Raw genomic sequence first — 21,948 nt, 5'->3', positions numbered from 1 at the left:
CGAAGGATTTTTGTGGGATGAATACCAACACCAATCCTCTTAAAGTCACAGAGGTCGTCCTGCGGGACGCACACCAATCCCTGCTGGCCACGCGCATGAAAACCGTGGACATGCTGCCCATCGCCGAAAAGCTGGATTCCGTGGGCTTTTTCTCGCTGGAAATGTGGGGCGGCGCCACCTTTGACAGTTGCATCCGGTTTCTCAATGAAGACCCCTGGGAACGCGTCCGCGTGCTCAAAAAGAAAATGCCGAAAACTCCGTTTCAGATGCTCCTGCGCGGCCAGAACTGCGTCGGCTACCGGCATTACGCCGACGACATCGTCGAGCGTTTCGTCAAAGCCTCTGCGGACGTTGGCATCGACATTTTTCGAATTTTTGACGCCCTCAACGATCTGCGCAATATCGAAGTGGCCGTCAAGACTGCGAAAAAGGCCGGTGGCACGGTGGAAGGCTGCATCAGTTACACGGTGAGCCCGGTGCACAACCTCGACCTGTACCGGAAAATGGCCCGGCGTCTGGAAGACATGGGCAGCGACGTCCTGTGCATCAAGGACATGGCAGGACTGCTGACGCCGCAGGCGTTGACGCCTCTCATTTCCGAGTTGAAAAAGGAAACCAAGCTGCCCATTCATCTGCACACCCACGCCACCACCGGGCTGGCCGGCATGAATATGCAGGCGGCCATCCATGCGGGCGTGGACATGGTGGATACGGCGATTTCCAGCCTGTCGATGGGCACCTCGCATTACGCCACCGAGTGCATCGTCGCCGCCTTGCAGGGCACGCCGCGCGATACCGGGCTGGACCTGCCGCTGCTGGAAGAAATCTCCGATTACTTCAAGGAAGTGCGCAAGCACTACGCCCAGTTCGAGAGCAATTTCCACGGCGTGGACATCAAGATTCTGCAAAGCCAGATTCCCGGCGGCATGATCTCCAATATGGAAAATCAGCTCCGCGAACAGAACGCGCTCGACAAACTGGACGAGGTTTTGAAAGAAGTGCCGCGTGTGCGCAAGGATCTCGGCTACCCCCCGCTGGTCACGCCGACCAGTCAGATCGTGGGGTCGCAGGCCACGTTGAACGTGCTCACCGGCGAGCGCTACAAGATCATCACCAAGGAAACCCGCGAATGCGTGCTCGGCAAATACGGCCAGCTGCCGGGACCGCTGGACCCCGAGCTCGTGGAAAAAGTCGCCAAGGATGAAAAGCTGATCGACTGCCGCCCGGCGGATCTGTTGGACCCGGAATGGGAAAAGATCTCGGCGGAAGTCGGCGACAAGGCGAAGTCGGACGAAGACCGGCTGACCTACGCCATGTTCCCGAAGGTGGCGTTGAAATTTTTTGAAACACGCGGCAAACCGCAACCCGAACCGGCGCCGCAACCGGCATCCGACAACGGCAAAAAAGGAGCCGCGCCTGCTCCCGCAGCTTCGGCTCCGGCAGCCCCGGCCGCCGTTTCCGGGCCGGCGGTGTACGAAGTCCGGGTCAACGGCAAACCATACACCGTGGAAATCGGACCGGCTCAGGCTGGCGGTCAGGCTTCCGCAGCTCCCGCTCCGGCGGCAGCGGCGCCTGCACCCGCAGCTTCGGCTCCGGCGGCTCCGGCCAACGGTTCACAAGCCATCACCTCCCCGCTTCCGGGATCGGTGTTCGCCATGAAATGCAAGGTCGGCGATGCGGTCAGCGAAGGCGATACGGTGATGGTCCTGGAGTCCATGAAAATGGAAACCGAGGTTCACTCTCCATTCACCGGAACCGTCAACAGCATTCTGGTCCAGGAAGGGTCCAACGTGCAAACCGGTGACGAACTCATTCTGATTTCATAATATGGACTTTACATTCGAAGACGCTATCAGCCGGGTTCTGAATTCCACTGGATTTTCCGTTATCAGCGGTGGTCAGATGGTAATGATTGGGGTCGCCTGCGTGCTGCTCTACCTGGCCATCTGGAAAAAGTTCGAGCCACTGCTGCTGTTGCCAATCGGGTTTGGCTGCCTTTTGGCCAACCTGCCGCTCAGCAACCTGGCCAACACCAACGACGGCGGTCTGTTCAACATTTTCTATTCCGGCGTCAAACACGAAGTTCTGCCGCCCTTGATCTTTCTCGGCGTCGGCGCGTTGACGGATTTCGGTCCACTGCTGGCCTATCCGGCGACCCTGCTGTTGGGTGCGGCGGCGCAGGTAGGGGTGTACACCACCCTGATCGGCGCGGTCGCTCTCGGATTCAACCTGCAGGAAGCCAGCGCCATCGGCATCATCGGCGGTGCGGACGGTCCCACGTCCATCTTCCTCGCCGCCAAACTGGCCCCGCATTTATTGGGACCGATCGCCGTTGCCGCCTATTCCTACATGTCGCTGGTGCCGCTCATTCAACCGCCCATCATGCGCGCATTGACCACGGAAAAGGAGCGCAAGGTGCGCATGGCGCAGTTGAAACCGATTTCGCAGACGGTGAAGATCCTCTTCCCCATCGCGTCCACCATCGTCTGCATCCTGATGCTGCCCGGTGTGGCGCCGCTGCTGGGCATGTTCATGCTGGGCAACCTGTTCCGCGAATCCGGCGTCACCGGACGCCTGCATGACACCGCGCAGACGCACCTCATCAACTTCGTCACCATCCTGCTGGCGCTGGCGGTGGGGTCGTCCATGACGGCGGAATCGTTCCTGACCCTGGACACCATCAAGATCATCGTCCTCGGCCTGCTGGCATTTTGCTTTGCCACGGCAGGGGGCGTGCTGTTCGGCAAACTCATGTACATCCTGTCGGGCGGCAAGGTGAATCCGTTGATCGGTTCGGCGGGAGTGTCTGCCGTGCCGATGGCGGCACGCGTGTCGCAAAAGGTGGGGCAGGATGAGGACAAGTCGAATTTCCTGCTCATGCACGCCATGGGCCCCAACGTGGCCGGGGTGATCGGCAGTGCCGTCGCCGCAGGCGTGTTTTTATCGCTGTTCGGCGACATCGGTCCTGCCACCGAAGGCGCCTCGCACGCTGCCATCCAGACGATCGAACTGTTCGCTTCCAACACAACAGGAGCCGGCAACTGACATGAGCCCCATCATCTTGGCATCCATGAAGGTTTCGTTACTGGCGCTCGGCGTTATTTTTCTGGTGCTGGGCATTCTGATCGGCGTCATCAAAACGATGACCCGCCTGATTCCCTACAAGGCGCCGCCTCCCCCAGCGGTGAAACCCAAGGCCGCTGCCGCGCCTGCATTGTCTTCCGAGGAAGACGACCACATCGCCGCCATTCAGGCGGTCATGTCCCATCACCTGGGCGGTACCGGGAACCTGAGCGTCACCCAGATTCAGTCCAAGTAAACCTTCCCTTCGTTGTCCGCCCGCGCACTTTCAGGTCGGCGACCCGGTGTGCTGCTGCACGGTCTTGAGGTTCGTCCGCGCCGCTTCATGCCCCGGATCGAGGCGCAACACCTCACGCAGTTCCTGCTCGGCTTTTTCCAGGTATCCGGCGGCCATCAACGTCTCGGCCAACGCATTGCGCATGCCCGCATGCTCCGGGTTCAGAAACACCGCGAGGTTGAACTCAACGATGGCGCGATCCATCTGGTTGCGTTTCCGGTATAAGTTGCCCAGGTTGGCGTGGGCCGGAGCCAGGTCGAAATCGATGTCGATGGCTTTCCGGTACTGACCTTCCGCATCCTCCGGTCGCTCCAGTTTTTCATATAACAAACCGAGGTTGTTGTACGCCTGCGCGAAGTCGGCCTGCGTGGCTGCGGCCTGATGGAACCAGCGTTCCGCCTCCGCAAGGTTTCCCTGTCCCATGAACATCAGTCCCAGGTTGTTTTCGATCATCGCATCCGGCTGGATGGCCAACGCCTGCCGCATCAGTTCTTCCGCCTTGTTCCATTCGCCGCGACTCTGGTGCACCCCCGCCAACAGGTTGTAGGGCGGCGCGAAATCGCTTTTGATCTCGATGGCTCTCCGGTACATCTTCGCGGCCCGGCCGGAGTCGCCCTGCTCCCCGTAATAAATGCCCAGGTTGGTGTGCGCGCGCGCCAGCTTGTTGGGGAAATTCTGGATCACCCATTCCCAGAACACGCCGGTATTCTGCCAGACGGGAATCTGTTGGATGGTCCACACGCTGCTCACACCGACCGTCAGGATCGCGGTGTACCCGATGATCACGCTGACCAGCACTTCGCGCTTGCGTTCCACACAATGACGCCACAGCCCGACCATGCCGACGGCGAGAAGAATGTAAAAGCCGAGGGTGGGAATGTAGGTGAAGCGGTCGGCGGCGGCCTGCCCTCCCACCTGCACAATGCCGATCACCGGCGCCAGGGTGACCAGATAAATCATCCACACCGTCGCCCAGTAGCGCCGGCCCTCCCGCCACTTCACAAAACAAAACCAGCAGATCACAAAAAAAGTCGCCACCTCCAGCCACAACTTCCAGTCCCAGTCCGGAAAGGGATAGAGCGGTACCAGCGGTTGCGGCCACAAGGTTTTTTCAATGTAGAACACGCTGCTGCGGAGCGCGTTGACCAGGCGCGTCGGCACGCTGAGCTCCCCCACAGCCACCACCGCGCCCTGCGACTTCTGGGCGATGATCGTGATCACCCCGGCGGCGAAACTCATGACAAAGTGCGACGCTTTTTCCCGGACGCGTTGCCAAATGCCGGAAAGACCCTGGATGCGGTTCAGCGGATACCCATCCAGCAGCAGCAACACGATCGGCAAGGTGACGGCCATCGGCTTCGACATCAACGCCAGCAGGAACAGGACCAGCACCCGGCGGTGCCAGCGCGTGCGCTCCGCCGCATCGACCGCCTCGACGTAACGGAGGTACGCCAGTACGGCGGAAAATGAAAACAGCGCGCACAACAGGTCCTTGCGTTCCGCCGCCCACACCACGGATTCCACGCGCAACGGATGCACCGCAAACAGCAACGCCACCCAGGCACTGAGAAAGATCGTCACATAACGTCCCTTCAGATCGGGATACGCCCGGTCCACAAAATACTGGATCAGCAAAAAAAACAGAAACGCATTGATGCCATGCAGCACGATGCTTATGAAATGATGGCCCGCCGGATTCAGTCCGAATAGCTGGTAATCGATGGCGTGCGACAGCCAGGTCACCGGCTGCCAGTAAAACCGGTCCAGGGTGGTCAACATGTCAAACAGATGGGATGGAGCGAGGGACCGGATCATGGGATTGTTCAGGACGTAACCGTTGTCATCCCAGTCCACGAATCCGTTGTCGAGGGCGGCCCAGAAAACGACCAGCACGAAAAACAGCAGCGCCAGAAAAACGAGCGGCAACATCTGTCGGGAGGTGCCGCCGGAAGTGCGTGGAGTCATAACCTGGTATCGGTGAAAGATTTAGTTTTGTCCCGCCGGGTCCTTATCGCGGGAAAAGAGGTACTGCGGTGTCTTCAGGATCGCCTGAAACATGCCCACCACTTTTTTCTCGAGGGAAGTGAACGGCACCGTTGTGACCTGGGGGTCGGCGAACGGCCCGCTGACTTTGTAATAGCTTTTGAAAACGCTCTCCTCTTCGCCGGCCGTCAGGATTTTCCCGACCAGCGGAATTTTCTTGAAGAAGGAATCCACCACCCTCCACGGCGCCACGCCCACTACAGTATCCATGCTGTGCGCGTTCAAATCAAACGATCCCACCAGCGTCATCAGCTCCTTCGGGTTTTCAAAAATGAAGTTTTCCGTGAACGCCACACCGTTATGCAATGAAAAATGCCCCTTTATCATTTTGTAGTCGGCAAACGCCCGGCTTTTGCGCGCCGCCACTTTTTGCGGGTCGAGATCGTAGCCGAACATCTCGATGGTTCCGTTGAGCAGTCTGCCGGTCTGGATACGCCCCTGGCGGATATCGAGAACCAGGGTGCCGTCCAGCGTGCGGGTGAGTTCCTTGAGCGTCCGCCCCTCCGCCTGCAGGCGGGCTTCCACCCGTTGCAGGGTGCCGGTCAGGCAATCGTCAAACAACGTATCGAACAGATCGAAAAATCCTTTAACCCGGGTCCCAGCTGAAACCACATGCGCAGACCAACGCGGCGCTTTGTTTTCCACTACGTTCAACGTGGCCTTCACGTCGAAGCGGTCGCGTCCGGGCCGGCCCCAATGCAGGGTGTCGGTGGACACAACGCCTTCCTTAAACTGGAAGCGTCCCTGCACCGCATGGAAGTGCGCACGCGGCACCCGCAATTCCTCCAGCTTCAGATCGACCGACCCCGTGCCCTCTGCGAACCACGGCGACGCCATCCAGGCCCCGCTTCCTGCCTCCGGTGCGGTGTCCTTTTTTTTCGTGTCCCCGCGCAGCCGGGCGAGGTCCAGCGTATCGGCGGTGACCTGCAACTCCCACTGCGGCTGTTCGGTGGCGATGATCTTGCCCTCCACCTGGATCGGCGTCTTGCCGACCACAACCTGCCCCTTGCGCACCTTCACCACGCGGTTGGCAAAAAACGCTTCGCCCTGCACCCGCACAGGCACCGCCAACGACTCGGGCATGAAGCGGACGTCATGCAGTTGGACGCGCCCTTCGTAATTGGCTTCCTCCGGCTGGCTCACCAGCCCTTTGCCGGAGATTTCAAAATCCAGCATCCCCTCCTTCGCCCCGCGCAACGCTTTCAGGTAAGGCGTGACCGACGTCACCTTGAAACGCGTCGCCGCCAGTTTGAACTGAAAGCGGGGACGCTCGGCACCCGTCACGCGACCGGTTCCGGAGACGGTGTTGCCGCCCAGAGCGACCGATAGTTTCTTGAAATCGACGCCTTCCTTATCGGAAAACGTCATCACCATCTCAAGCGTGTTGGGCACCTGTTCCGGTTTCGCCACCAGATCGCGAAAGGTGTAAGCAGCGCGGGTCAAATCCACGGAGTTTTTGAGCGTGACCGACTGGCGGGTCCAGTGCAACACCGACTCCACCTGCACCCTGCCGCGATAATCGAGCGTCTCCAGAAAAGGAATGCCGGTGAAATCCTGCTTCTGGAAATCGGAAGCCGTCGCCTTCAGCACCAGTTCAGCCTTGGGTTTTCCGGGGTGATAGAACGTACCCTGAATGTTGACGGGCGAATCGCCGTAGCGCCCTGTGATGGTTTCAAACGCAATCTCCCCCGCCTTGAAGCTCACCGCCCCCGTCACCTGCCTGAACGGACGCAAACGGTCGCGGTACTGCACCGAAACGTTTTCAATTTGCACCCGCCCCTCCATCACCGGTTTCTTCTTCGCATCGGCAAACCGTTCGTCCCGGTATTGCACTTTCAAAATGCCGTCGGTCATCTCCAGATCATTCAGTATTTTTCCAAAGCGGCCCGCCACCGCATCCGGCGGGATGAACTGCTTCGACTGCAACGCACCGAGGTCCACCGCACCCGTCACCGCCGTCTGCGTGGAACCGGGACCGATGCGCGCGCTGCCTTCAAAATCGTGAAAACGATGGTTGCGGCACTCCGCCGAAAATCCGGTGAAGGTCAGAGACACCGTGGGCCCGCCGGTTTCCGCAGCAGGTGTGCGGGCAAACGTCACCTGCCCGGCAATGTTGTGGAACGCCGACATCATGTCCATGGTTTGGAGCGCGCCCTGTTGAATCGCCGTCTCTCCCTGCACCTGCCAGCGATCGGGTTGGACCAGCGGCCCCGCAACCTCGACATGACTTTCCGTCCCGCCGCTTAAGGTTTTGATCGACTGCACGCGCTCCTGCACCGGTTTCGCTGTCGCATGGGTTTTCACCACCTGCAACAAATCCTCAATATCCGCCTGCACAGCGAACCGCGTTTCCAGCCAGGGTTCGGTGAACAGGTCTTTGACGGCAACGTCGATGGAACGCAGCGGCACCCCGTGGAACCGCGCCTGCTCAAAGGTTCCAGTCACCCCACCTTCCTTATAGATCAGCGATCCGGTCACACGATCGAGACCGGGCAACGCATCGCCCGTCTCCACGTTTTCAAGTTGTGCGGCCGCTGTCAAATTGCGCAGCGTGCCTTCCTTGATGCCATGAAGCAGTTCGTTGAGAGTGCCGCGATATGCCGCGGACTCCACCTGGATGCGTCCCGCTTTCCAGTAGGGGTTCAGCGCGGCGCGGACTTCAGCGGGCAGCAGGTTGAACGGAAATGCCGTTTTCAGATTCCCGGGGGCGACGGGAGTCGTGCGCACCTGCAGGGCGGCACCGGGATCGGACGCGGGAAACGGCGTCAACGCGCCCTTCACCTGAAATCGATACTCGCCTGCGGTGTAATCGGCGCGCCGCACCTCCAGGGCCCCCGGCGTCCACACCAGATCGAAATCGAGACCCCCTGCCGCCGCATGATCCGTCGCCAGCAACGACGGCGTGTGATCGGCGGGGGCATAGCGATGCTCGATGCTACCGGAAGTTTCCAGGATGGTGCCCCAGGTCCCGCCAAATGTGGACTGCACCCGCAACAGCGCCGGTTGTGGATTGAAGTCCAGCATTTGTTTCCAGTACGGTCGCAAGGCTTCGCTGGAAAGGTCGCGTGCGTTCAGTGTGCCTTCATAAGGCACCGCCTGGAAATCGGCCATTCCCTGCGCAAACTTCACTTCCGCCTGCAACACAAGACCCGGTTCCGGCAATTGCCGGGACGCCCAATCGGCTTCCAACTCCACAATCACCTTCGCCGCAAGCAGGGGCCGCGACAACGACAGGTTCACATGATGCAGAACGAGGGTGGCCGGCGATCCATCTGCCGCCCTCACCGCATGATCGACCCAGCTCAGGGTGCTGTCTTCCACATCAATGCTGCGCATCATGCCGGTCCAGAACAAGTCAGCCAGCCTGCCCCCCGCGGCGGTCGCGTCCGCATCCGCATTTTCCAGAAACGGCAGGCGCCCTGTTTGATCGCGAACCAGTTGAATGTCCGCGCCCACGATCTCGATACTGCGGATGGAAACCTGGTTGGATAAAAACGGAATGATGCGAAACCCGATCCACACCGAATCGGCGGAGACTTCAATTTTGCGATCGGCCTTTCGAAGCAGCGTCAGTTGGTTGAGGCGCAACCCCAACCCCTCCTCTTCAAAATCCACTTCCACCGACTGGAGAGTCACCGGCCGTCCGGCCAGGCGTTCGAGTTCGGCGATGACCATGCCCTTGACGGTTTCCTTGTCGCTGAGGCGCACATACAGAAGCGCCGCCACTCCGATGAGCAGCACCGAGACGCCGATCAGGACGCGAAGAAAGAGTTTCTTTTTAGAAAAGGGCATGGTAAGAATACGTGGATGACCGTCTGGGATTCGTAAACAACAATCCGTTCGGGAGAAAACCGACCCTGGGTCTCAGTTTAACGCATTCGGGGTCGCAGCGCTGCCAAGATTGCAATCCCCTTTTTGCGGGTCCAGGACTCATCGCCCGCCCGCCACCAGCATCATGCCGAATCAAGATAATCAGGAGTGCGTGTACGGCGTGCACCCGGTGCACCATGCCCTGGAAACGGGCACCCGTTACTGCTACCGCATCGTACTCGAAAAAAATAAAAACCCGGCGCGGCTGAACGACATTCAGACGCTGGCGCGCAAGCGCAAGATCACCGTCGAATTTCTGCCGCGCGAGGCCTTCCGCAAACGTTTCGGCGAGTTGGGCCAGCAGGGCGTCGTCGGCTTCTTCGCGCCGGTGCCGACGTTGGGACTGCACGCTTTGATGGAAAACGCGTTCAAAGCGACGGAGCGGCCGGTGGTCGCCCTGCTCGACGGCATCCAGGACCCGCAAAACCTGGGCGCATTAATCCGCTCCGCGTACGTCCTCGGCATGCAGGGCCTCATCGTGCCGAAACATCGCGCCGCGCCGCTGAACGACACCGTGGCGCGCTGTTCTTCCGGCGCGATCGAGCATTTGCCGGTCAGCGTGGTCACCAACCTCAACAGCGCCATCGCCGCGCTCAAGGAATCGGGATTCTGGATTGTAGGGGTGGATATGGAAGGCAGTCCGTCCTGCGACCGCTTCGAGTTCAACATGGCCGTGGCGCTGGTGATCGGCGGCGAAGGCAAAGGCCTGCGCCTGTCCACGCGCAAGGCCTGCGATTTCGTCGTCTCCATTCCCATGGACGGCGAGTTGGGATCGCTGAACGCCTCGGTGGCGGGAGGCATCCTGTTCTACGAAATCCTGCGGCAACGCCGGGCCAATCCCAACCCGGCCTCCTCTTCCAAACACACAAATAAAAAGAACAGACTCTGAGTCGGCCAGCTCTACCCGGACCCGCGAATTTAAGAGCTGTTGACTCAATATCTCGATATATACTCACTGGAAGCAATGGGAGCCATAAACCTACCCGCTCCGTAACCAGTTTTTTGGAGATGTCTATCATGAATTCTGATTCTCTCACGCGCCGTGGTTTTGTCCGCAACTCGGTCCTGACCGGTTTTTCGTTTTTCGTGGCAATGCTTGGGTCGAGGCTTTTTTATGCGCAACCGGCTTACTCGGAGGACAAATCCTGGTTTACGCAAATCAATCGCGCCAAAGACTCTTCGAATTTGCAGGGCCATGAAAAAGGACATGTTCCCATCATTTTCGCACCCGGCGAGGTGAAAGCGGGCGAACCGTTTAACGTGGAAGTTCAAGTCGGCCAAAATATGCACGAAATGATTCCGGAGCACTACATCGATTGGGTGGACCTGTACGCCGGGGATATTTTTCTGACCAAGATCGTCCTGACCCCCAATTTCACGCAAGCAAAATTCAAGGTAACGTTGACCCTGACTGCATCGACCACTTTGAGAGCCATTGAACATTGCAATCTCCATGGCCTGTGGGAAGGCACCAAATCCATCCGTGTCGATGCTTGAGAGCTCAAATTGGGCCGATCAGAAAGTCGCGCGACCTTGACAATTCCGAGGGAGTGCCGAAAGCCCGGTCGGCCCAAACACAAAAAGGGCTGATACCTTTTTCACTCAAAAAGTACCAGCCCTTTTTCGAAGTCTATGAAAACCTATCCGAAGATCAGCCGTGTCCTCTGCGTTGTGCGGACTTGCGTTTCTTCTTCGCTTCTTTCTGCTTGCGCTTCTTTTTGACCGAGGGTTTTTCGTAAAATCGGCGTCGTTTCAATTCTTTCAACAAGCCTTCCTTGGTCATTTGCCGCTTCAAGGCTTTCAATGCTTTATCGACCTGATTCTGATGAACAACGACTTCTAACAAAAAACTCAACCTCCCAAAAATAATGGAATTAACGGCCCAAGGCGTCTATTTTAAAGGTGTCATTATAAAAAATGGATGAATGAAGTCAAGCGCTAACGATTGCATTCTTCGGTTTTCAAGGCTTTTGAACTTGTGTTTGGGACACCGGTTCTGGTACTCCTGAAACCGAGGAAGCGCCCACGCTCGCGGAGGCTCATGCACAGAATTCAACACACGCTGACAATCACTTTATTTCTGGTGGTTTTAGGAAATCCGGTCCTTTCCGGGGCGACGGAGTTCGCTGTCCCCAACAACGGTTCCCCTTACAAAAGCCTGTCGGAGCTGGAAACCGGACAGATCCTGCACCTGCCCACCGGCGTCGTCGTCACCCAGAAACAGCTTATGGATACGGTGTCCACGTCGCGCGTGATCTACATCGGCGAGACCCACGACAACCTGGAAGCGCACCGCGTGCAGATGGAAATCATCCGCGACCTGCACGCGCGGTATCCCGGCAAGGTCGCCGTCGGCATGGAAATGTTCCGGCGCCCGGCGCAGAATCAGCTCGACCTCTGGCACGAAGGCAAGCTGACCGACCGCCAGTTCCGCAAACTGTTCCGCGAAAACTGGGGCCTGGGCATCCAGCTGTATCGGCCGATTTTCGATTACCTCAAGGCGCAGCGCATTCCGCTGCTCGGATTGAAATCCGGCGAATCGCTGGAGCAACGCCTGCGTGAAGGCGGGCTGGAACAGGAAGGGTTGCCGGACATCGACGCCGACGATCCCTATCACCGCGCGTACTCGATGGCGTTGTTCGGCGGTCACGCCTCTCACTCCACCGAAGGGTTTCATCCCTACCACATGCTGCTGTTGTGGGAGGAAAGCATGGCCGAAGCCGTCGCCGAATTTTTGACCGATGACCGTTACCCGGATTGGAAACTGGTGGTGCTGGCCGGGGGGTTTCATGTCCAATACGGTTACGGCATTCCCAAGCGCGCGTTCCGCCGCGTGCCCCACGCCTACTCGATCGTCCTGCCGACGGTGACGGAGATCCCGACCGAGTTGAAAGACCGTGAAATGAAATTCGAATCGACCGGCATTCCCCTGTACAGCGCCGACTTCGGCTGGAAACTGGACTACGTGGTGCCGCCGCCATTACGCATCCGCCTCGGCGTGTACCTGGAAGACCACGACGACGGTCTGCGGGTGGTGCGGGTGATGCCGAACTCCAATGCCGAGCGCATGGGCCTGAAGAAAAACGATCTCATTCAAAAACTGAACGGCATCCGCGTGGTGGATACGGAAGAGTTGACGTCGCGCCTGCAACAACACGATTTCGGTGAGACGGTACGCGTGCACGTGATGCGGGATGAACGGGAGGTCCAGGTGGAAGGTGTGCTGCAACAAATGACGGAACCGCACACGGAGTGAACTCAGGCCGCCGGGTGTTCCATCGAAATACCCAACCGCTCCAGGTTGGTGTCGCCGGTCAGTTCCAGAAAAATATCTTCCAGTTCCAGGTTTTCCTGATCCCTCTTCGCCATGCGCCGCAGTGCGTCCATCGATCCCAAAGCAATGACTTCACCTTTCTGAATGATGCCGATGCGGTCGCACATGGCCTGCGCGATGCCGAGCGAATGCGTGGACATGAACACGGCGGCGCCCTTGCGGCATAAATCCGTGAACAGTTGTTTTACCTGGCGCGCGCCCTTGGGATCGAGACCCACCATCGGTTCATCCACGATCAACACCTCAGGATCGTGCAGCAGCGCGCCGGAGATGATGAGCTTCTGCTTCATGCCGTGCGAGTAGCCTTCGATCAACGCATGCTCGGAATCCATGAGATCGAAAAACGCCAGGTACTCCTCGGCGCGCTCGGCGGCGGTTTTCATATCGATGCCGTACAACTCCGCAATGAACATCAGGTATTCGCGGCCGGTCAGTTTTTCGTAAATGAAGGGCCGGTCGGGGATGTAACCGAGGATGGCTTTGGCGCGCAGCGGATCGGTGCTGACGTCATGCCCGCCAATCAGCACGCTGCCGCTTGTCGGTTTCAACAACCCGACCAGCATCTTGATGGTGGTGGTTTTGCCGGCGCCGTTGGGACCGAGAAAGCCGAAAAATTCTCCCGCGGGGACGGTCAGATTGAGACCCTTGACGGCGTCCACATCGCGGTAGCGTTTAGTGAGGTGGGTGAGTTCAATCACGGCAGGCGGGGGTCAGCGGATATCAAAAGAGCGGAGGCCTTCAACCGACGTCCAGTTCACATCGACGTTCTCGACCCGGGCCAGAGTGGGACCCTGGCGGCACCAGTCGATCAGGCGGTCCAGCGTTTCGCGGCCGCCTTCGGCATGGATTTCCACCGAGCCGTCATCGAGGTTGCGCACCCAGCCGGCAACACCGAGTTCCTTCGCCACCCTTTCCGTGCTGGCACGAAAGAACACACCCTGCACACGTCCCTCGACTTTCAAACGAACAGCAGCCTCGCTCATGGCTCGCTCAACTTCCACGGTTGCCCTGGTCATAAAGTTGCTGGATCTCCCGGTAGATGCCGAATTTGGATCCTTCGCCGATCTTTTCACCGAACTTGCCCAAATCGCGCATGATGCGCTGAAACTCAGACAAACCCCCACTGAAATTTTCGATCAACGGACTGAAATACGCCTGCTCCTCCGCATCCAAACGACCGTTGATTTCCCGCAAACGTTCTTTTAAAGGCTCAAAGTTTTTTTCCATGGTTCATATGGTAGCGTTCCGGTTTTGCCTTTGCAACGATTTTCAGGCGCTCCCTGCAACCACACCACGCACTCACACCTTCTCAAAAGAGACTGCGGCAACGGCTTGACAGTCCGTTATGTTTTATGATATATAACGAAGCGCGAGACACAGAATCGGCATCCTTCCACTCCAGCGGAGTTTCAGAATGCGGCGGACACTGTTTTTTTTATGGGCTATTGCCGGATGGGCCGCCCTGCCCGCCGGGGCGTGGGCCGAAACGGCGACGGTGGCGGTGGCTTCCAATTTCCTGGGACCGTTCCAGCACATTGCAAAAGCGTTCGAAGCCGAAACGGAACACCGCGCGCGCATCGTCTCCGGAAGCACCGGCAAGTTGTTCGCGCAGGTCGTGCACGGCGCGCCCTTCGACGTTTTTCTGGCGGCGGATGCCAAACGGCCCGAGCTTCTGGAAGAGCAACAACTCGCGGTGACGGGATCGCGCTTCACGTACGCGATCGGACGGTTGACGCTGTGGAGCGCCGACCCCAAAGGCATCGACGGCGATGGCGCATCGGTCTTGAAGCGAGGCACGTTCCGTCACCTGGCGCTGGCCAATCCGAAAACCGCGCCGTACGGCAAAGCCGCGCAATCGACGTTGCAAACACTGAATCTGTGGGAGCCGTTGCAGCCGCGCCTCGTGCGCGGTGAAAACGTCGGGCAGGCCTTCCAGTTCGCCGCCACCGGCAACGCCGAGATCGGGTTCGTCGCGCTGTCGCAGGTGCTGGCGCTGCCGCCTTCGCAACAGGGCAGCCGCTGGGACGTGCCGCCGCACTATCACGATCCCATCGAGCAGGATGCCGTGCTGCTGGCAACAGGGCGCGGCAACGGTGCCGCCACCGCATTGATGCGCTTTTTGCGGAGCGCGCAAGCGAAACAGATGATCGAACAATCCGGCTACACGGTTTCGGGAGACTGACGCACATGGAGACCCCCATCGACTGGCAACCGATACTGCTCACACTCAAGCTGGCGGGCATGACGGTGGTCGTGCTGCTCCTGATCGGCACGCCGCTGGCATGGTGGTTGTCGCAAACCCGATCGCGCTGGAAGGTGTGGATCGAGGCGGTGGTCGCACTGCCGCTGGTGCTGCCGCCGACGGTGCTGGGTTTTTACCTGTTGATCGCGCTCGGCGCCAACGGCATTCTGGGCGGCCCCATGCAGGCGTGGACCGGCGCCTCCCTGGCGTTCACGTTTCCGGGCCTGGTCATCGCTTCCACGTTGTACTCGCTGCCGTTTGTCGTGCAACCGTTGCAGGGCGCGTTCGAATCGATCGGCCGTCCGTACCTCGAAGCGGCCTGGGCGTTGCGCGCCTCGAAGTGGGATGCGTTCTTCACCGTTGCCTCGCCCCTGGCCGTACGCGGTTACATCACCGCCATGGTGCTGGGCTTCGCGCACACCCTGGGCGAGTTCGGCGTGGTGCTGATGGTGGGCGGCAACATCCCCGGCAAAACCAAAGTCGTGTCTATCGCCATCTACGATCACGTTGAAGTGCTCGAATACGCACAGGCGCACTGGTTGTCCGGCGGCCTGCTGTTGTTTTCGTTCGTTGTGTTGTTGATCGTGTATTCCTTCAACCGCCGCCTGCCCCTGCACGTTTCATGAGCCGCCTGACCGCACAGTTTCACATCCCTTACCCCGGCTTTGAATTGAATGCGGAGTTGGATGTGCCCGCGCACGGCGTCACCGTGATCTTCGGCCGGTCTGGCAGCGGCAAGACCACCCTGCTGCGCTGCATGGCCGGGCTGACGCGGTCGCCTTCCGGTTATTTCCGCATCGGCGACGCCGTCTGGCAGGATGAATCGACGGGACGGTTTCGTCCCGTCCACCAGCGCGCCATCGGCCTCGTCTTTCAGGATGCACGCCTGTTTCCGCACCTCACCGTGCAGGGCAATCTGCACTACGGCTACCGGCGCATTGCCGAACACGAACGCCGCATCGACTTCGATCACATCGTCTCGCTGTTGGAACTGGCGCCGCTTTTGAACCGCATGCCGCGCAACCTGTCCGGCGGCGAGCAGCAACGCGTCGCCATCGGCCGCGCCTTGCTGACCAGCCCGCGCCTGTTGCTGATGGACGAACCGCTGGCCAACCTCGACACCGCGCGCAAGCTGGAAATTTTGCCCTTCCTGCTGAAACTGCGCACCGAGCTCGGACTGCCCATCGTTTATGTCAGTCATTCGCTGGAAGAAATTCTGCAACTGGTGGACACGCTGGTGTTGTTGAAGGCGGGGCGGGTGATCGCCTGCGGTCCGGCGCAACAGGTGTTGACCGATCTGCCGCCGGGGGAACGCATCGATCCCGGTCTCGCTGGAACGCTGCTCGACACCACGGTGGTCGATCACGACGACGCGTTCGCGCTCACCCGCGTGCGCTACGGCGATCAGTTTTTGTATCTGCCCAAACAGAAAGTGGAAGCCGGGAGGCCGTTGCGTCTGCACATTCTGGCGCGGGACATCAGCCTGGTGGTGAGCCCGGCGTCCACCCAGACCAGCGTGCTGAACATCCTGGAGGCGACGGTGGTCGAGGTTTTGCCGCGCGGTCCCGCCGCGCACGCGGTGGACATCAAGATCGACATCGGTCAACCCGTGCTGGCCACCATCACGCGCAAATCGCTGGCGCGGCTGGAACTGAAACCGGGACAGAAGGTGTACGCGCACATCAAAGCGGTGCAGATGGTGCACGAGTTGCCGGAGTTTTGATTTTACTTGAAAGAAAAAAGGTGGGCGGGCGGGCGACCGGAACCTTCAGATCATGCCCATTTTGTTTTCGATGTCGGGATCGAGCTTGATGGCTTTCTGATAATGCCGCTGCGCGACGTCTTCGTTGCCGACCAGTTCGTTGAGCGTACACAGGTAAAAATGCGCTTCCGCGTACTTCGGGTTGGCGCGCACGGCTTTGTTGAACGCATCCAGCGCTTCTTTATAATGATCCAGCCGGTACTGCGTGTTGCCCAGCATGAAACACGCCTGCGCGTCGCGCGGATTGAGGCGGATGGCCTGCGTCAACGGCGCGACGGCATCCTGATACCGTTTCTTGTCCGCATACATCTTGCCCAGTTGGGCGTGCAGGCGCGGATCGCGCGGCTTCTGTTTGATCAGTTGTTTGATGCGTTCGATCTCGCGGTCGTCCGCTCCGCCGCCGGGCGGAGCAGCGGCGGGGCGTCCCGGTTGCGGCGGTGCCGGGGCTGCCGGGCGAGGCGGCGCCGCGGGCCGGGCGGGAGGGGCCGCAGCCGGTTCGGGTTCCGGGGCCGAGGACACGGCGGCCGCCGCACTGATCTGCGATTGGATCGACCGCACTTCCGCTTCCGCGCGGGCGCGGGCTTCCGACTCCATTTGAATTCCGGAGCGCAGGTGTTGCAGGTCTTCCTGGTATTTGCGCAACTGGCCTTCCAGGTTCTCGGTTTGTTGCTTGTGCAGTTCCTCGCTCTTTTTGGCCTGCTCCACTTCCTTCTTGAGCGCTTCCAGTTCCTGGGTGTCGGTGAACTTTTGTTCCACTTCCTGAATCTTCGCATTGGCGGCGTTCAACTGTTTTTCCAATTCCGCTTTTTCCTGGCGCAACTGTTCTTTGTTCTGGCGCAACTGTTCCAGTTCCTGCTCCAGCGATTCGGATTTTCCGGAACCCGCTGCCGCCTGCTTCAACGCCGTGTCCACCTTCGTGTAGGCGTCCTTCAACTGTTGCTCGAGTGACGTCTTCTCCGCAGTGAGGGCCTCTTCCGACTGCTTCAACGCCGCCACTTCCTTTTGCAACGCTGCGGTCTCGCCACCGGCCTGTTTGGCCTGCTCCAGACTGGTCTGCAATTCCTGCACCTGGCTGGCCAGATATTCCTTTTCCGTTTTGAGAAGCTCTTCCGCCTTTTGATTGAGTTCGATTTCTTTTTTCAGCGATTCCACTTCGCCCGAACCCTGCGAGGCCTGACGTTTCGCCTCTTCCAGCTGGGTTTCGAGATCACCGAGTTGGGTTTGCAGAGCGAGCGTTTCGTTCTGCAACTCCATCTTCTCGTTCATCAGGGCTTCTTCGTTGTCGCGCAGGCTTTGTTCCGAATCACGCAGCAATTCGAGTTCGGACTGGACCGCTTCCAGTTGTTCCTTCAAAGCATCGGATTCGCCGGTGTCTTCGGGGCGTTGGAGGGCTTCGTCGAGCTTGGCCTGGGTGGTCTGCAACTGGCTTTCGAGGTTGGCCTTCTCCATCTTCGCCAACTCTTCGGATTTTTTAACGAGGTCCAATTCGCGTTGCAAAGCGTCGGCACTGGGCGCGGACGACACGGCCTTCTGGGCTTCTTCCAGACGCGCCTGCAAATCCTTGACCTGCGCTTCCAGGCCTTCGCGCTTCTGCACTTCCAACTGGTATTGCGAATCGGACACCCCGCCCGCGGAGGTCGGAGCCTGTTGCAGGGCGGCTTCGGCCTTCTGCCGCAGGGCCTGTTCATCGAGAACCTGCTGCTTGAGGTTGAGCAGCTCCTGAGTCTTGCCCATCAATTCCTGTTCGGCCCGGGTGCGTTTCTCGATTTCCTGATTGAGTTCGGCACCACTGGAGAGACCGGCGGCGGCGCCTTCGGAAACCTTTTTCTCCAGTTCGGCGGCTTTTGCGCTCGCTTCTGCCAAAGCCTGTTCCGTAGCTTCGCGCTTTTGTTTTTCCGCCTCCAGTTCACCGGAGAGATCCGGACCTCCACCCCCCTGTTGCAAATCGGCAATCTGCTTCTTCGCCGCATTCAGTTGAGCGGTTTTTTCCTTCAACTGAGTTTGCAGGTTGGTGAGAACTTCCTGAAGCGTTTGCGCAACGCCTTTACCACCCATTCATTTTCCCTTTCTCATCCATGAAAACCAAGGCAGGGTCGGATTGGGGGTCCAGACACACCCTTGTAGAAACCACTTGTCGGGCCATGAATCCCTGTTTGACAGAAACAGGGTGGTAATCGAAGCGTTTTAAAAACGACGCTTCACTGGGAGATGATCATTTAGATTTTAGTAAAATTTGAGGCACTGTCAACAACCAAACCCATAAAAAAAAAGCGTTTACACTGCCAAAGGGCAGAGGCCAGGCGCTGCGGGCCGCATTCATGGCGGCCCATATACGGACCGGCCTCTTTTCCACGCCGTGCCGCAAGTCACATTTTGCATGGACCCCACATTCGGATTCTGAAAACGGGTGACCGATTTGTTGGCGAATCCGTTCCGGGGTGATCATATTTATTAGGGAGATCATGTTGATTTTTAATACTGAATCAACTTAACGGTGCCGTGAAGCCGGGCACCCATCCCGCAAAATCGTTGGAGGTCATCAAACACGGACAAACATCGATTCCGGGCATCCACCACTCTGTTTAGGTTAAAAAATGGATGCCCCCTCGCTCCAGAAAACTCAACCTTGAAAGGGGTCCTTGTATGAGTGCTCAATACGTGGACAGTTTTGCCGACGATCTCGGCCCCGTCAAAATCCTGCACATTTACGAACCCAAAACCCAACTGCGCGCCATCGTGGTGGTGGACAACCTGGCCATGGGTCCCGCCATTGGCGGTTGCCGCATGGCCACCGATGTGTCCACGCGCGAGGTGTTCCGCCTGGCACGCGCCATGACGTTGAAGAACGCGCTCAACGATTTGCCGTACGGCGGCGGCAAGTCCGCCATCATCGGCGATGCCGGCAGCGACCAGAAAGAAGCCTGGGTGCGCGAGTTCGCGCGGTCCATCCGGCACCTGGAGGAATACATTCCGGGTCCCGACATGGGCACCGACGAACAAAGCATGGCCTGGGTGCAGGAGGAGATCGGGCGCGCCGTAGGCCTGCCAACTGCGCTGGGCGGATTGCCGCTGGATGAACTGGGCGCCACCGGTTTCGGTGTCGCGGTGGCAGCCGATGCCGCCAGTGAATGGATGCAGATGCCGCTGCCGGACGCGCGCGTGGTCATCCAGGGTTTCGGCAATGTCGGACGCGCCGCCGCCCGGTTCATGCTGGAACGCGGCGCCCGCATCGTCGCCGTCAGCGACTCGGAAGCCACACTGCATGATGCGTCGGGGCTCGATATTCCAGCCTTGATGCAGCACGTGGGGCGCGGGGAAAAATTGGCGGCCGCCAAACAGGGACAGGTCCTGCAACGCGACGCCGCACTCGGCATCGACTGCGACATCTTCATCCCCGCCGCACGGCCGGATGTGTTCACCGAAGCCAACCAGCATCTGCTCAAAGCAACACTGGTGCTGGAGGGAGCCAACATCCCGATCACGCACGAAGCGGCCCGTGTGCTGCACGAACGCGGCATCGTTGTCATCCCCGACATCATCGCCAACAGCGGCGGCGTCATCTGTGCAGCGGCGGAGTTTGGAGGGCGAACCCGGGAAGAAGCGTTCGACGCCATCCGCAAAACCGTTTACCGCAACACCACGCGGTTGCTGAAACGGGTGCGGGAACGCAAGCAGTTTCCGCACGACGCGGCCATGAAGATGGCGCGGGAACCCCTGCTCAAAAAGATGGGACTGTACGCGAACACATGAACAGGCGAGAGGAACTCGATTCCACACGGCCGGCTGCCAACCGGTGGCGGGCCGTGCCGGGTTTCAACCGAATTCGGGGTTCAAACGCACGGCTTCCTGCTTGTGGTGCTGGGAGGCTTCCTTTTCTCCCTGCAAACCGTACACCACGCTCAACACGCGGTGCGCTTCCGCATAATCGGCCTTCACCTCGAGCGCCTGCTTGAAGGCTTCCCCGGCTCCTTCGTAATCGCCGACCACCATGCACGCCACTCCAAGATGATAATGCGCTTCCGGCCAGTCGGGAGACAGGAACGCCGCTTCGCGGAACGCGTCGATCATTTCTTCGTAACGATTGAGCGCATCGAACGACTGCGCCAAGCCGAAATGCGCTTGCGCATTTTCAGGAGCCAGCTGCACGGCACGGCGGAACGCCTTCATCGCTTCGTCCCCGTTCAAATGATTGAGGCAGGACGCTCCCAGATTCAACCACGCCTCCACATCGTCGGGATTCTGCTCGGCGGTTGTCTTGAGGGCTTCGATTTCCGGATTGGGCGCCGCCTGCTCCGGCGGGTTGTGATCTTCACTCATAAAACGTCACTTCCTGTGCGGTGTTCGTGTTCGCAATCCAATGAGATGGAGCGTTGATTGTAACAAATTCGATGGGTTCTGAAAAACCGACGGCGGATGGGCGCAGTGGGTGCGGTCCGCTGCGGCGAACGTTCAGGAATATTGCTGGGTGGGGGAAAACCGGTTCATGCGGATGCCGCCCATGCGCAGACCCGTCAACACATCGATCGACGGCACGAAAAACCGCGCGCCGGAAACCGGCCGCAGGGTCTCGGTCCAGTGCGGCTCGCCCGCCGCCGCCGGGATTTCCAGCGCCCGCTCGAGCACCGCATCGACGCTGTCGGGATCGCTGTGAAACAACATGACCAGCGTGCCCGCTTCGCTGTCGTTGCGGTAGGGCAACGAGTGCACCAGCAGGTGCTCCTCCCGCTCCAGTTGGCGCGCCGTGTCCTGGATCGGCACCGCCACCGTGCGGGTTTCATCCAGCGCGTGCCGGTAGTTCTGCACCAGCGCAAAGCTGCCGCGGGAAAAATCGGCTTCCTGCCTGTCGATGAAGACCGCATCCGGCACACCCTCCGCCGGTTTGGACTCCTGATCCGGAAAGGTGATGGCGGGCGATTCGCCCCACACCCGGTCCAGGGGCTTCACCAGGCCGGACAGATTGTGGTCGATGTAGGCCACCATGTCACGCAGGCATTCGAGTTGCCCGGCGTGCAGGTAGAACATCAGGTCGCCTTCCGTCGCCGGGAACTCGCGACCCTCCGCCTCCAGCGTTTCAAAAGGACGCAGCCGGCGCGGCTTCTTGCCGTGCCAGGCGAGCAGCCAGAACATGGGACCGAAGCCGACGACGCAGGAGATCTTCTCGCCCGGATACTTTTTCAGTACGTCCGACACAAAGCCCGGCACCATCACCGAAAACTGACCGACGCTCATGGCGTTCATTGGCAAATCCACCACCTCGTAAATGAGGACGCAGGAGTGCCGGCCGGGGGTGGAAACAATGCCTGTCTGCGATCGGGACATACGGACCATCCGGTTTGAAA

At 59.4% G+C, this 21,948-nt stretch carries 19 protein-coding genes; 10 read left to right on the top strand and 9 right to left on the bottom strand.

What is annotated here, in order from left to right:
* Positions 1 to 17 precede the first annotated feature (17 nt).
* From oadA to QML71_RS02075, 3 genes are read left to right on the top strand one after another with little or no spacing between them, the layout of a single operon-like run.
* The gene (gene oadA / locus QML71_RS02085) at positions 18 to 1,826 is read left to right on the top strand and encodes a sodium-extruding oxaloacetate decarboxylase subunit alpha (RefSeq protein WP_282010242.1); all 1,809 of its coding nucleotides are present in this window, start codon (positions 18 to 20) and stop codon (positions 1,824 to 1,826) included.
* Position 1,827: 1 nt separating this feature from the next.
* Positions 1,828 to 3,045 (top strand): sodium ion-translocating decarboxylase subunit beta, encoded by a 1,218-nt coding sequence (locus QML71_RS02080; protein WP_345742309.1) that lies wholly within the window; start codon positions 1,828 to 1,830, stop codon positions 3,043 to 3,045.
* A gap of 1 nt (position 3,046) precedes the next feature.
* The gene (locus QML71_RS02075; protein WP_282010240.1) at positions 3,047 to 3,319 is read left to right on the top strand and encodes an OadG family transporter subunit; all 273 of its coding nucleotides are present in this window, start codon (positions 3,047 to 3,049) and stop codon (positions 3,317 to 3,319) included.
* Positions 3,320 to 3,349: 30 nt separating this feature from the next.
* Here the strand turns inward: QML71_RS02075 and QML71_RS02070 are convergent, their stop codons facing one another.
* Together QML71_RS02070 and QML71_RS02065 are read right to left on the bottom strand one after the other, a co-directional pair.
* Positions 3,350 to 5,323: a tetratricopeptide repeat protein gene (locus tag QML71_RS02070; RefSeq protein WP_282010239.1), complete on the bottom strand. Its 1,974-nt coding sequence runs from the start codon at positions 5,321 to 5,323 to the stop codon at positions 3,350 to 3,352.
* A gap of 21 nt (positions 5,324 to 5,344) precedes the next feature.
* Positions 5,345 to 9,193: a YhdP family protein gene (locus QML71_RS02065; RefSeq protein WP_282010238.1), complete on the bottom strand. Its 3,849-nt coding sequence runs from the start codon at positions 9,191 to 9,193 to the stop codon at positions 5,345 to 5,347.
* A gap of 163 nt (positions 9,194 to 9,356) precedes the next feature.
* Between QML71_RS02065 and rlmB the strand changes: the two genes are divergently transcribed.
* Together rlmB and QML71_RS02055 are read left to right on the top strand one after the other, a co-directional pair.
* Positions 9,357 to 10,160, top strand: a complete 804-nt coding sequence (gene rlmB, locus QML71_RS02060; RefSeq protein ID WP_282010237.1) for a 23S rRNA (guanosine(2251)-2'-O)-methyltransferase RlmB — start codon at positions 9,357 to 9,359, stop codon at positions 10,158 to 10,160.
* 119 nt (positions 10,161 to 10,279) lie between these two features.
* Entirely contained in the window at positions 10,280 to 10,768 is a 489-nt protein-coding gene (locus QML71_RS02055) for a desulfoferrodoxin family protein (RefSeq protein WP_282010236.1), read from the top strand.
* 154 nt (positions 10,769 to 10,922) lie between these two features.
* Here QML71_RS02055 and rpsU read toward each other — a convergent pair whose 3' ends face one another.
* Positions 10,923 to 11,117 carry a 30S ribosomal protein S21 gene (rpsU, locus tag QML71_RS02050; RefSeq protein ID WP_282010235.1) on the bottom strand — a complete coding sequence of 65 codons (195 nt, stop codon included), beginning with the start codon at positions 11,115 to 11,117 and terminating at the stop codon, positions 10,923 to 10,925.
* 195 nt (positions 11,118 to 11,312) lie between these two features.
* Between rpsU and QML71_RS02045 the strand changes: the two genes are divergently transcribed.
* The gene (locus QML71_RS02045; protein ID WP_282010234.1) at positions 11,313 to 12,527 is read left to right on the top strand and encodes a ChaN family lipoprotein; all 1,215 of its coding nucleotides are present in this window, start codon (positions 11,313 to 11,315) and stop codon (positions 12,525 to 12,527) included.
* A 2-nt stretch (positions 12,528 to 12,529) separates the two neighbouring features.
* Here the strand turns inward: QML71_RS02045 and QML71_RS02040 are convergent, their stop codons facing one another.
* From QML71_RS02040 to QML71_RS02030, 3 genes are read right to left on the bottom strand one after another with little or no spacing between them, the layout of a single operon-like run.
* Positions 12,530 to 13,303 (bottom strand): ABC transporter ATP-binding protein, encoded by a 774-nt coding sequence (locus QML71_RS02040; RefSeq protein ID WP_282010233.1) that lies wholly within the window; start codon positions 13,301 to 13,303, stop codon positions 12,530 to 12,532.
* A gap of 12 nt (positions 13,304 to 13,315) precedes the next feature.
* Positions 13,316 to 13,588 carry an acylphosphatase gene (locus tag QML71_RS02035; RefSeq protein WP_282010232.1) on the bottom strand — a complete coding sequence of 91 codons (273 nt, stop codon included), beginning with the start codon at positions 13,586 to 13,588 and terminating at the stop codon, positions 13,316 to 13,318.
* 7 nt (positions 13,589 to 13,595) lie between these two features.
* Positions 13,596 to 13,832, bottom strand: a complete 237-nt coding sequence (locus QML71_RS02030) for a hypothetical protein (RefSeq protein WP_282010231.1) — start codon at positions 13,830 to 13,832, stop codon at positions 13,596 to 13,598.
* Positions 13,833 to 14,019: 187 nt separating this feature from the next.
* Here QML71_RS02030 and modA point away from each other — a divergent pair, with 187 nt between their 5' ends.
* Genes modA through modC form a run of 3 tightly spaced genes read left to right on the top strand, consistent with a single transcriptional unit; the run spans position 14,020 to position 16,570 of the window.
* Positions 14,020 to 14,787, top strand: coding sequence for a molybdate ABC transporter substrate-binding protein (gene modA / locus QML71_RS02025; RefSeq protein ID WP_282010230.1), 768 nt, complete (start codon positions 14,020 to 14,022; stop codon positions 14,785 to 14,787).
* Between the two features lie 5 nt (positions 14,788 to 14,792).
* Complete coding sequence (gene modB, locus QML71_RS02020) at positions 14,793 to 15,473, top strand: molybdate ABC transporter permease subunit (protein WP_282010229.1); 681 nt, start codon at positions 14,793 to 14,795, stop codon at positions 15,471 to 15,473.
* On the top strand, positions 15,470 to 16,570 hold the full coding sequence (gene modC / locus QML71_RS02015) for a molybdenum ABC transporter ATP-binding protein (protein WP_282010228.1): 1,101 nt from the start codon (positions 15,470 to 15,472) through the stop codon (positions 16,568 to 16,570). Before modB ends, modC begins: the two co-directional genes overlap by 4 nt.
* A gap of 45 nt (positions 16,571 to 16,615) precedes the next feature.
* On the opposite strand, the gene QML71_RS02010 is transcribed toward modC, so the two are convergent.
* The gene (locus QML71_RS02010; RefSeq protein ID WP_282010227.1) at positions 16,616 to 18,664 is read right to left on the bottom strand and encodes a tetratricopeptide repeat protein; all 2,049 of its coding nucleotides are present in this window, start codon (positions 18,662 to 18,664) and stop codon (positions 16,616 to 16,618) included.
* Between the two features lie 588 nt (positions 18,665 to 19,252).
* Between QML71_RS02010 and QML71_RS02005 the strand changes: the two genes are divergently transcribed.
* Complete coding sequence (locus tag QML71_RS02005) at positions 19,253 to 20,359, top strand: Glu/Leu/Phe/Val family dehydrogenase (RefSeq protein WP_282010226.1); 1,107 nt, start codon at positions 19,253 to 19,255, stop codon at positions 20,357 to 20,359.
* Positions 20,360 to 20,422: 63 nt separating this feature from the next.
* Here the strand turns inward: QML71_RS02005 and QML71_RS02000 are convergent, their stop codons facing one another.
* Positions 20,423 to 20,926 (bottom strand): tetratricopeptide repeat protein, encoded by a 504-nt coding sequence (locus QML71_RS02000; RefSeq protein ID WP_282010225.1) that lies wholly within the window; start codon positions 20,924 to 20,926, stop codon positions 20,423 to 20,425.
* Between the two features lie 132 nt (positions 20,927 to 21,058).
* Entirely contained in the window at positions 21,059 to 21,928 is an 870-nt protein-coding gene (locus QML71_RS01995; RefSeq protein WP_282010224.1) for a Dyp-type peroxidase domain-containing protein, read from the bottom strand.
* Positions 21,929 to 21,948 lie beyond the last annotated feature (20 nt).

The organism is Nitrospina watsonii, assembly GCF_946900835.1.
Classification (GTDB): domain Bacteria; phylum Nitrospinota; class Nitrospinia; order Nitrospinales; family Nitrospinaceae; genus Nitrospina; species Nitrospina watsonii.
This window is presented reverse-complemented; position numbering and strand designations above follow the sequence as displayed.

Bases quoted from the DNA above. Each gene is read 5' to 3' on its own strand.
- QML71_RS02030 (WP_282010231.1), bottom strand. From the start codon at position 13,832: ATGGAAAAAAACTTTGAGCCTTTAAAAGAACGTTTGCGGGAAATCAAC.
- QML71_RS02045 (WP_282010234.1), top strand. From the start codon at position 11,313: ATGCACAGAATTCAACACACGCTGACAATCACTTTATTTCTGGTGGTT.
- rlmB (WP_282010237.1), top strand. From the start codon at position 9,357: ATGCCGAATCAAGATAATCAGGAGTGCGTGTACGGCGTGCACCCGGTG.
- QML71_RS02035 (WP_282010232.1), bottom strand. From the start codon at position 13,588: ATGAGCGAGGCTGCTGTTCGTTTGAAAGTCGAGGGACGTGTGCAGGGT.
- QML71_RS02000 (WP_282010225.1), bottom strand. From the start codon at position 20,926: ATGAGTGAAGATCACAACCCGCCGGAGCAGGCGGCGCCCAATCCGGAA.
- QML71_RS02070 (WP_282010239.1), bottom strand. From the start codon at position 5,323: ATGACTCCACGCACTTCCGGCGGCACCTCCCGACAGATGTTGCCGCTC.
- modB (WP_282010229.1), top strand. From the start codon at position 14,793: ATGGAGACCCCCATCGACTGGCAACCGATACTGCTCACACTCAAGCTG.
- oadA (WP_282010242.1), top strand. From the start codon at position 18: ATGAATACCAACACCAATCCTCTTAAAGTCACAGAGGTCGTCCTGCGG.
- QML71_RS02080 (WP_345742309.1), top strand. From the start codon at position 1,828: ATGGACTTTACATTCGAAGACGCTATCAGCCGGGTTCTGAATTCCACT.
- QML71_RS02010 (WP_282010227.1), bottom strand. From the start codon at position 18,664: ATGGGTGGTAAAGGCGTTGCGCAAACGCTTCAGGAAGTTCTCACCAAC.
- modC (WP_282010228.1), top strand. From the start codon at position 15,470: ATGAGCCGCCTGACCGCACAGTTTCACATCCCTTACCCCGGCTTTGAA.
- QML71_RS01995 (WP_282010224.1), bottom strand. From the start codon at position 21,928: ATGTCCCGATCGCAGACAGGCATTGTTTCCACCCCCGGCCGGCACTCC.
- QML71_RS02055 (WP_282010236.1), top strand. From the start codon at position 10,280: ATGTCTATCATGAATTCTGATTCTCTCACGCGCCGTGGTTTTGTCCGC.
- modA (WP_282010230.1), top strand. From the start codon at position 14,020: ATGCGGCGGACACTGTTTTTTTTATGGGCTATTGCCGGATGGGCCGCC.
- QML71_RS02075 (WP_282010240.1), top strand. From the start codon at position 3,047: ATGAGCCCCATCATCTTGGCATCCATGAAGGTTTCGTTACTGGCGCTC.
- QML71_RS02005 (WP_282010226.1), top strand. From the start codon at position 19,253: ATGAGTGCTCAATACGTGGACAGTTTTGCCGACGATCTCGGCCCCGTC.
- QML71_RS02065 (WP_282010238.1), bottom strand. From the start codon at position 9,193: ATGCCCTTTTCTAAAAAGAAACTCTTTCTTCGCGTCCTGATCGGCGTC.